Annotated in this window: 7 protein-coding genes; 4 read left to right on the plus strand and 3 right to left on the minus strand. The window is 65.0% G+C overall.

All coding sequences use genetic code 11. From position 1 onward, the window contains the following. Positions 1–100 precede the first annotated feature (100 nt). The 4 genes from cobG to cobJ are packed head-to-tail and all read left to right on the plus strand — an operon-like array spanning position 101 to position 4,470. A complete protein-coding gene (gene cobG / locus AAZU54_RS25070; RefSeq protein WP_434727806.1) occupies positions 101–1,426 on the plus strand; it encodes a precorrin-3B synthase in 1,326 nt (441 codons plus the stop codon). Next, entirely contained in the window at positions 1,419–2,045 is a 627-nt protein-coding gene (locus AAZU54_RS25075; protein WP_186555546.1) for a precorrin-8X methylmutase, read from the plus strand. Before cobG ends, AAZU54_RS25075 begins: the two co-directional genes overlap by 8 nt. Then, a complete protein-coding gene (locus tag AAZU54_RS25080) occupies positions 2,042–2,776 on the plus strand; it encodes a precorrin-2 C(20)-methyltransferase (protein WP_186555545.1) in 735 nt (244 codons plus the stop codon). Before AAZU54_RS25075 ends, AAZU54_RS25080 begins: the two co-directional genes overlap by 4 nt. Further along, complete coding sequence (gene cobJ / locus AAZU54_RS25085) at positions 2,764–4,470, plus strand: precorrin-3B C(17)-methyltransferase (RefSeq protein WP_434727807.1); 1,707 nt, start codon at positions 2,764–2,766, stop codon at positions 4,468–4,470. Before AAZU54_RS25080 ends, cobJ begins: the two co-directional genes overlap by 13 nt. 6 nt (positions 4,471–4,476) lie before the next feature. On the opposite strand, the gene AAZU54_RS25090 is transcribed toward cobJ, so the two are convergent. The 3 genes from AAZU54_RS25090 to purD all read right to left on the minus strand — a co-directional run bounded on the left by AAZU54_RS25090 (position 4,477) and on the right by purD (position 9,448). Then, positions 4,477–5,073, minus strand: a complete 597-nt coding sequence (locus AAZU54_RS25090; RefSeq protein ID WP_186555543.1) for a MarC family protein — start codon at positions 5,071–5,073, stop codon at positions 4,477–4,479. Positions 5,074–5,245: 172 nt separating this feature from the next. Continuing rightward, positions 5,246–8,017 carry a response regulator gene (locus AAZU54_RS25095; RefSeq protein ID WP_434727808.1) on the minus strand — a complete coding sequence of 924 codons (2,772 nt, stop codon included), beginning with the start codon at positions 8,015–8,017 and terminating at the stop codon, positions 5,246–5,248. 138 nt (positions 8,018–8,155) lie between these two features. After that, on the minus strand, positions 8,156–9,448 hold the full coding sequence (gene purD, locus AAZU54_RS25100) for a phosphoribosylamine--glycine ligase (RefSeq protein WP_186555541.1): 1,293 nt from the start codon (positions 9,446–9,448) through the stop codon (positions 8,156–8,158). Positions 9,449–9,531 lie beyond the last annotated feature (83 nt).

Below are 9,531 nucleotides of genomic sequence, written 5' to 3' on the forward strand. Positions count from 1 at the left end.
GGCCCCTGAATTCCATACGATCTTCGACCGCCGGTTTTTCATGCCGCCGGACAAAGCAGGCATAATACCGCGCCTTCTACACTCAAGCGCACTTTGACGATTGCCGGATGCCCTCTTGAACCCGTCCCTGCCCCCCGCCATTTCGCCCCGCCCCTCGGCCTGCCCGGGGTTGTGGCGTATCGTCGCCGCGCGCGATGGCGGTATCTGCCGGATCAAGCTGCCCGGTGGTGTGCTGCTGGCCGACCAGGCCGATGCCGTCGCTGCGGCGGCAGAGCGATTTGCCGGCGGCGTGATCGAGGCGACCAACCGCGCCAACCTGCAGATTCGCGGCATTGGCGCGCAGCATCGCGAGCTGATCGAGCACCTGCTCGCAGCCGGCCTCGGCCCGCGTGAAGCCGCGGGCGACGATGTGCGCAACGTGATGCTCAGCCCATTGGCCGGTCTCGATCCGCTCATGCTCGTCGATACCCAGCCGCTCGCTGCGCAGATTTTGCAGATGCTCGAAAGCACCCCGCGTTTGCACCAGCTGTCGGCCAAGTTCGCCGTGCAGCTCGATGGCGGCGAAGGCCTGGCGATGCTTGAACACCCGCATGACCTGTGGCTCTCGGCGGTTGAGCTCGATGGCGAGCGTTGGCTGGCATTCGGCCTGGCAGGTTGCCCAAGCCGGGCACTGGGTGCGGTCCCTGTGCAGGCAGGGCTGGCGCTGACCCGTGCGGTGCTGGAGCGCTTCCTCGACTTGGCCAGCCCTGAGCAATCGCGGATGCGCCAGTTGCTCGAAACCTGTCCGGTCGAGCACTTCATCGCCGGACTGGCGCTTGAGATCCGTCGCGACGCCGCGGTGCTTGGCTGGCAGCGTTCAGCGACCCGCACCGGCTGGTTGGGCAGGCTGACCCAACGGCAGGGCCTGGCCCTGGGCATCGCCCCGCCCCTGGGCCGCTTGACCCCCGCCATGCTGCGCGGTGTTGCCCGTATTGCGCGCCAGGCAGGCGACGGTCAACTGCGCCTGAGCCCCTGGCAGAGCGCGGTACTGACCAATATCGACCCCGCGCAGATCGACGCCGCCCAAGCCGAGCTCAACGCCCTCGGTCTGCTTTGCGATGCTGCGCAGCCCTTGGCGCGCCTCACCGCCTGCACCGGCTCCAGCGGCTGCGCCAAAGCCCAGGCCGACACCAAGAGCGATGCCCTCACCCTGGCCAGCGGGCTGCCTGCTGGCGCACTGGGCAGTGTGCACCTGTCCGGCTGCAGCCGATCCTGCGCCGCGGCCCATGTCGCCCCGGCCACCCTGCTGGCCCGCGCGCCGGGCCGCTATGACCTTTATCTGCGCGATGCGCGCCTGCCGGGCTTCGGAGCCCTGCGCGCGAGCGACCTTACCTTGAAAGAAGCAGGCGCCATGCTCGACCTGCCCACGGAGCACCTTGATGATTGACTACATCCGCGATGGTCAGGAGATCTATCGCAATTCCTTCCGGATCATCCGTGAGGAAGCCAGGCTCGAGCGGATCCCCGCTGACCTGGAAAAACTCGCTGTACGGGTGATCCACGCCTGCGGCATGGTCGAGGCCATCGACGGCCTGCAATTCTCCGAAGGTGCGGGTACGGCGGGGCGTGCAGCCCTGGCCAAGGGCGCGCCAATCCTGTGCGACGCGCATATGGTCGCCGAAGGCATCACCCGCGCGCGGCTGCCGGCCAACAATCCGGTGATCTGCACCCTGCGTGACCCGAGCGTGCCAGACCTGGCCAAAGCGCAGGGCAACACGCGCTCGGCGGTGGCCCTGGAACTGTGGCGGCCGCACCTGGAAGGCAGCGTGGTGGTGATTGGCAACGCGCCGACCGCACTGTTCTACCTGCTGGAAATGATCGATGCCGGCGCGCCGAAACCAGCACTGATCCTCGGCTTCCCGGTGGGCTTCGTCGGCGCCGCCGAATCCAAGGCCATGCTGGCTGCAGACAGCCGTGGGGTGCCGTTCGTGATCATGCAGGGCCGACTGGGTGGCAGCGCCATGGCGGCGGCGGCGGTCAACGCACTGGCCACGGAGGTCGAATGATGCAGGCGCGTGGACGTCTTCTCGGCCTGGGCGTAGGCCCTGGCGATCCTGAACTGATCACCGTCAAAGCCCTGCGCCTGCTGCGCGAGGCGCCGGTGGTGGCGTATTTCGTCGCCAAGGGCAAGCGCGGCAATGCCTTTGGCATCATCGAGGCGCACCTGCAAGCCGAGCAGACCCTGCTGCCGCTGGTGTACCCGGTAACCACCGAAGTGTTGCCGGCGCCGTTGTCCTACGAGCAGGTGATCAGCGATTTCTATGATGAAGCCGGCCAACAAGTGGCCGCGCATCTGGACGCCGGCCGGGATGTGGCGGTGATCTGCGAGGGTGATCCGTTCTTCTATGGCTCCTACATGTACCTGCATGATCGCCTGGCCCAGCGTTATGAAGCCGAAGTGATCCCTGGAGTGTGTTCGATGCTTGGCGGCGCTTCGGTGCTGGGTGCGCCGCTGGTCTACCGCAACCAGACGCTGACCGTGCTGTCTGGCGTGCTGCCTGCCGAAGAACTCAAGCGCCGCCTGGCCGATGCCGATGCGGCGGTGGTGATGAAACTGGGGCGTAACTTGCCCAAGGTCCGCCAGGTGCTTGGCGAGCTCGGTCTGCAAGGGCGTGCGCTGTACGTTGAACGCGCGACCATGGCCAACCAGAAGATCGTTCCGCTGCAAGAGGTCGACCCGCAGTCTTCGCCATACTTCTCGCTGATCATCGTGCCGGGGGAAAAATGGCAGGGATGAACATGCGCAAGGCCCCCGCAATCGTCATCCTCGGCGCTGGCAGCCTGGCCACCGCGCAGCGGATCCAGCAGCTTTATCCACAGGCCACCCTTCACGGCCTGCGCGGTCGGGTCGAGGCGGTCGACAGCCTGTATGAATCCTTTGGCGAGACGCTGCGTGGCCTGTATCAGCAGGACACGCCGATCATTGCCCTGTGCGCGGCGGGTATCGTGATTCGCACCCTGGCCAGCCTGCTCAGCGAAAAGGACGTCGAGCCGCCCGTGCTGGCCGTGGCCGAAGATGGCAGTGCAGTGGTACCACTGCTCGGCGGCCTGGGCGGGGTCAACCTGATGGCGCGTGAGATCGGCGAGGCGTTGGGCGTAGCGCCTGCCATCACCACCAGTGGTGAGCTGCGCTTTGGCACCTGCCTGCTCAATCCGCCAGAGGGTTATACCCTGGCCGATCTGGAGCAGGGCAAGCGGTTCGTTTCTGATCTGCTGGCCGGCCAGAGCGTGCGTATCGAAGGCGATGCGCCGTGGCTGGCGCAAGCGCAGCTGCCTGCTGATGCCCACGCGCAGCGCACTATCCACGTGGGCTACCAAGCCCGCCCGGACCATCGCGATGAGCTGCTGATCCACTCGCGCTCGGTGCTGGTGGCGGTCAGCGCCACCCAGTCGGACCTCACCACTGAAGTGCGCGCGGCGCTGGCCGAAGCCAACATCGCCGAGCAAGCTTTGGCCTGCTTGCTGGCCAGTGAGCAGGATATGGCTGCCCCCGCGCTGCACCAAGCTGCGCGCGCCCTGGACGTACCGCTGCGTTTCACGGCGCCGGCCGACAGCCTGCAGAGCATGGTTGCGCACGTCGTGCCTGAGGCGCAGACGCTGGCAGTTTCAAACGTGGTAATCGCCGCGACCCCTGCACCCATCGAGGTCGCCAAGGTTGGGCGAGTACGGGGCCGGCTGGCGGTGATTGGCCTCGGCCCAGGCGCGGCCGAGCTGATGGTACCGGCGGTCAAGGCCGAGCTGGCGCGGGCCGAGGATGTGCTGGGTTATGAAACCTATGTGCGCATGGCTGGCCCGTTCCGCGCTGATCAAGTGCTGCACTGCACCGATAACCGCGAAGAAATGCAGCGTGCCCGGCATGCCTTCGAGCTGGCCGCTTCCGGGCGTTCGGTGGTGGTGGTGTCGTCGGGTGATCCGGGCGTGTTCGCCATGGCCGCGGCGGTGCTCGAAGCGCTGCACGAGTCCAGCGATCCGGCCTGGCATCGGGTCGATCTGGAGATCCTCCCTGGCGTCTCGGCATCGCTGGCCACCGCCGCGCAAGCGGGAGCGCCGTTGGGCCACGATTTTTGCGTGATGTCGCTGTCCGACAACCTCAAGCCCTGGTCGATCATCGAGAAGCGTCTGGACCTGGCCGCTCAGGCCGATCTGGTCTTGGCGTTCTACAACCCGATCTCCAAGTCCAGGCCGACCCAACTGGGTGTGGCCCTGGATATCGTCCGTCGCCATCGCCAGGGGCAGACGCCGGTAGTGCTGGGGCGCGACATTGGCCGGCCAGGGCAGACGCTACGGGTGGTGACCCTCGCCGAGCTGCAGCCGGAAATGGTCGACATGCGCACCATGGTGCTGATCGGCTCGTCGCTGACCTGTACCTTCGCGCGTGACGGTGGTGGTCAGTGGGTGTACACACCACGCTGGTATGGCGAAAAACCCTGATAGGGTTCAGGCCACCAGGTAGCCTTTGATCCCGGTGAAAATGATCTGCGCCGCCAGGGCGCAGACGAACAGCCCCATCAGCCGGCTGACGATCTGCAAGCCCTGGTCGCCGAGGATCCGCTCGATGCGGTGGGACAAATAGAGCACCAGGCCGACGGTGAAGCTGGCCAGGGTAATGCTGACGATGGCCAGCAGCTTGTCGTCCCAGTGCGGCTGGCCGACGCCCATCACCAGCAGCGCGCCGATGGTGCCGGGGCCGACGGTCAGGGGGATGGTCAGCGGTACGATGGTCACATCCTGCTGGACGTTATCGGCCTGCACCGCCGGCTTGCCTTGAGCCATGCCCAGCGCCGAGATGAACAGCACGCTGCCAGCGCCGATGCGAAAGGCGTCGGCGGTGATGCCGAACACGCCGAAAATCACCCGCCCGAACAGGTACAGCAGGACGCTGGCGATCAGCACGGCAATGGCCACGCGCCAGGCCAGCTGCTTGCGCTCTTTGCTGGAGTGACCGCGGGTCAGGCTGATGAAGCAGGACAGCACGAAGAACGGGCTGTAGAGCACGAGCATTTTCAGGTAGACGCTGAACAACTCATGGAGCATGGCCGAGGTCCATGGCGGGGGAGGGTGCGAGGAAGTGTATCAGCTGTGAAGGCCTGAGCGCGTTGAGCAGTGCGGGCGCTATCGCGGGGCAAGCCCGCTCCCACGCAGACGCAGGGTGACTACAAGGTCCTCGTGGGAGCGGGCTTGCCCTGCGATAGAGCCCACATTGTCATCATGAGGTATGCAGTGTGTCGGACTTGGCCTCACGCTGGCCCGCCCAATACTGGATCAGCTCGCGCAACTGCGACAATTCCACCGGCTTGGCCATGTGCCCATCCATCCCGGCCAGGCGCGCGCGTTCCTTGTGCTCGTTGAGAATGTGCGCGGTAAGGGCCACCACCGGCGTGCGCTGGCGCTGATTCTCGGCCTCCCAGGCACGCAACTGCTGGGTCGCGGAGAAACCATCGAGTACCGGCATTTCACAGTCCATCAGCACCAGGTCATAGCGCCGCGCCTTTATCGCGCGCAGGGCTTCTTCGCCATTGCTGGCGGTGTCCGGCTCCAGGTTGAGCTTGCCGAGCATGCCACGGATGACCTTGGTCGAAATGCTGTTGTCCTCGGCCACCAGCACATGGAAATCGACCGGCAGTTCCACCGCTGGCGTAGGTGCGGCGAACACTGCTGGGATCGCCTGTTCGCGACCCCGCTGGGCCAGCTCTTCGGCCAGGGTGGTTTTCAAGGTATAGCCGGCCACCGGCTTGGCCAGGATGCGTTTGACGCCAGCGTTGCGGGCAATCACTTTGCTCGGCGCATTGCTGATACCGGTGAGCATCACCACCAGGATGTCGTGGTTTAGGCTTGGGTCTTCCTTGATCTTCGCCGCCAACTGCATACCGGTCATGCCGGGCATGTTCTGGTCCAACAGCACCGCATCGAAGTAGTCGCGCAAATGCGCCTTGGTGCGCAGCAGGGCAAGCGCTTCCTTGCCCGAGGGCACGGCACTGACATTCATGCCCCAAGCGCTGCACTGCTGCACCAGCACCTTGCGGCAGGTGTCGTTGTCGTCCACCACCAACACCCGCGCATCGCGCAGCGGGCCGTCGAGGTCGGCCGGTGGTTGCTCCAGGCGCGAGGGGTCGAGTGGCAAGGTCAGCCACAGGGTGTTGCCCATGTTACTGCTGCTCTTGATGCCGAACTCGCCCTGCATCAGGCCGATCAGCTGCTTGGCAATCACCAGGCCCAGGTGGCCACCGAGCTTGTTGCTGGAAAGGAACTGGTGGCTGTGCAATTCGGCCTGCAGCAGCGCTTCGCGCTCGGCTTGGGGCATGGCTGTACCGCTATCCTGGACGGCAATGCGCAGGCGTGGCTGGTCGGCACGTTGGTCGAGCGCCACCACCAGCAGGATCTCGCCTTGCTCGGTGTTTTTCAGGGCGTTTTCCAGCAGGCTCGACAGGGCCTGGCGCAGCCGCGTCGGGTCGCCGCTGATAACCCGAGGGACTTGCGGCTGGGTAAAGCTGATCAGCTCGATATTCTGTTGTTCGGCCTTGGCCCGGAAGATGTTCAGGCAATCTTCGATCAGTGCATTGAGGTCGAACTGCACATCGTCCAGCTCGATCTGCCGCGACTCCAGCTTGGAGATGTCGAGGATCTCGTTGATCAGCGTCAGCAGCTCGTTGCCGGCGCTGTGGATGGTCTGCACGTAGTCGCGTTGCTTGACCGACAGCGGCGTGCCGAGCAGCAGTTCGGTCATGCCCAGCACACCGTTCATCGGGGTGCGAATCTCGTGGCTGATCTTGGCCAGGAATTCGGCCTTGGCGTTGATCTCGGCATCGCTGGCGGCCAGTGCGCGGCTGGCGCGGAAGCGCTCCTCGCTGATCTTGCGCAGGCGCTCGCTGACCGCCAGGTTGAGCAGCAGGCCACTGGTTACCGTCAAGGCCATGAGGATGCACAGCAACCAGGGCGTCGAGGTTCGGGTCAGGCCCAGCAGGGCCGGCAGCAGCACCAGGCCGCCCAGGTTGAACACCAGCATCGCCAGGGCAAACAGGCGCGCCGGGCCGTAGCCTTTGTACCAGTGATAGCTGCTGACCAGCAGCATGCTCACGCTGCCCACGGCGAGCAGGGCGTAGGTCATCAGGTTCAGCGGCAAGGTGTCGACGAACAGCAGCACCAGGCCGCTGACGGCAGCCACCAGCATCTCGCCTTGCAGTAGCCGGTTAAGCCGCGGCGAGCCACAGGGGCTGAAGAAGTGCTGGGTGAAATACAAGCCGGCCAGGCCCGCCATCACCAGGGTCAAATAGGCGGCTGGGGTCTGGGCGCTATGCCACAGGTGCCACCAGGGCCCGCTGAGGTTGAGCAGGATCAACCCACTGAGCAGCATCAGGCCGTGATACAGCGCCAGGATCAGGGTGGTACTGGAGCGGCTGTAGAAGAAGCGAATCAGGTTGTGCAGGATCAGCATCACCAGTCCGCCGAACAGCAGGCCGAACAACAAGGGGCGGGTCTGGTCGGTCGCGGCCGAGGCGGCGGTCTCCAGGCTGATCGCGGGACGCAGTTGATGTTCCGAGACCAGGCGCAGGTAGATATCCAGCGGCTGGCTGCTATTGGGTAGCGGTAACACGTGATCACTGCCGCGCAGGGTCGGGCTGGCATCGCCGGCCTGTTGCCCATGGTGCAGTTGACGCAGCAGCTTTTCGCCGTCCAGTGCGTAGAGGTCGAGGCGCGACAGGTCTGGGGCGAATACCCGCAGCAGGCGTTCTTGCTCGCCGGGCTCCAGGCGATAGTGCAGCCAGAGTGCTTGATCGGCGGCGGAGGCTTGTAGCTCGTTGAGCTGCAAGGGACTGAATTGGTTGCGGTAGCGGTCCGAGCGCACATCGCTCAATTGCAGGTTGGCCTGTTCGTCGAGCAGCACCGTCCAACCACCGCCTTGATCGGCCGAAGCCGGGAGCAGGCAGAGCAGGGTCAGCAGGCTGACGATAAGGGCAGTGGCAATCCGAAGCCGACGCACGACGAAATCCCTTCTTAGCTAATGTGCCGGATAACAACTATGCGCGGCGCGCCAAGGCGAAGGCAAGGCCCATCGGGGCCTTGTCGACGAGCCGAAGGCCGTGCGCCAGGGGCTTCACGGCCATTCGGTAATGCAATGTTACTGTTGCTCACCGCGCTCGCGGGCAATGGCCCGGTAGCCGATGTCGCTGCGATGGAAACTACCGTCCCAGCTGACTTCCTTGGTCAGGCGATAGGCTTGCTGTTGCGCAGCCTCGACAGTCTGGCCCAAGGCAGTGGCGCACAACACGCGGCCGCCGTTGGTCACGACTTGGCCATCCTTCAGCGCGGTGCCAGCGTGGAACACTTTGCCTTCCAGCTTGGCGGCAGCGTCCAGGCCGCTGATCACAGCGCCTTTAGCGTAGTCGCCCGGGTAGCCACCGGCAGCCAGTACCACGCCCAGGCTCGGGCGCGGATCCCATTGTGCTTCGACCTTGTCCAGGGCCTTGGCGAACGCTGCTTCGATCAGCAGCACCAGGCTCGACTCCAGGCGCAGCATGACTGGCTGGGTTTCTGGGTCGCCGAAGCGGCAGTTGAACTCGATGACCTTGGGGTTTCCCGCCTTGTCGATCATCAGGCCGGCGTAGAGGAAGCCGGTGTAGACATTGCCTTCTTCGGCCATGCCGCGCACGGTCGGCCAGATCACCTGGTCCATGACCCGCTGGTGCACATCGGCAGTGACCACTGGCGCCGGGGAGTAGGCGCCCATGCCGCCGGTGTTCGGGCCGCTGTCGGCATCGCCAACGCGCTTGTGGTCCTGGCTGGTGGCCATTGGCAGCACGTTGTGGCCGTCGACCATGACGATGAAGCTGGCTTCTTCGCCATCGAGGAATTCTTCGATGACGACGCGCGAACCGGCTTCACCGAAGGCATTGCCGGCGAGCATGTCGCGTACAGCGTCTTCGGCTTCCTGCAGGGTCATGGCGACGATCACGCCTTTACCGGCGGCCAGGCCGTCGGCCTTGATCACGATCGGTGCGCCTTTTTCCTTCAGGTAAGCCAGGGCTGGCTCGATCTCGGTGAAGTTCTGGTAGTCGGCGGTGGGGATCTTGTGGCGCGCCAGGAAGTCCTTGGTGAAGGCCTTCGAGCCTTCCAGCTGGGCGGCGCCGGCGGTTGGGCCGAAGCAATCCAGGTTGCGGCTGCGGAACAGGTCGACGACGCCGGCGACCAGCGGCGCTTCCGGGCCGACGATGGTCAGTTGGACATTCTTTTCGGCGAAGTCGGCCAGTTGCTCCAGGGCAGTGACCTGGATGTCGACGTTCTCGCACTTGGCTTCGGTGGCGGTGCCAGCGTTGCCGGGAGCGACGAAGACTTTCTCAACGCGTGGGTCCTGGGCGACTTTCCAGGCCAGGGCGTGCTCACGGCCGCCGTTGCCGATGATCAAAACTTTCATGTCAAAACCTCGAATTCTGTAAGCGCTGTGATCTCTAGGGGCGGGAACGTGGGAGCGGGCTTGCCCCGCGATCGCTATCGCGG

It is taken from the genome of Pseudomonas sp. Je.1.5.c (assembly GCF_051129895.1).
Lineage (GTDB): Bacteria > Pseudomonadota > Gammaproteobacteria > Pseudomonadales > Pseudomonadaceae > Aquipseudomonas > Aquipseudomonas urmiensis.

Excerpts from the sequence above, each read along its gene's own strand:
- AAZU54_RS25080 (WP_186555545.1), top strand. The coding sequence starts at position 2,042 with ATGATGCAGGCGCGTGGACGTCTTCTCGGCCTGGGCGTAGGCCCTGGC.
- AAZU54_RS25090 (WP_186555543.1), bottom strand. The coding sequence starts at position 5,073 with ATGCTCCATGAGTTGTTCAGCGTCTACCTGAAAATGCTCGTGCTCTAC.
- AAZU54_RS25075 (WP_186555546.1), top strand. The coding sequence starts at position 1,419 with ATGATTGACTACATCCGCGATGGTCAGGAGATCTATCGCAATTCCTTC.
- cobJ (WP_434727807.1), top strand. The coding sequence starts at position 2,764 with ATGGCAGGGATGAACATGCGCAAGGCCCCCGCAATCGTCATCCTCGGC.
- purD (WP_186555541.1), bottom strand. The coding sequence starts at position 9,448 with ATGAAAGTTTTGATCATCGGCAACGGCGGCCGTGAGCACGCCCTGGCC.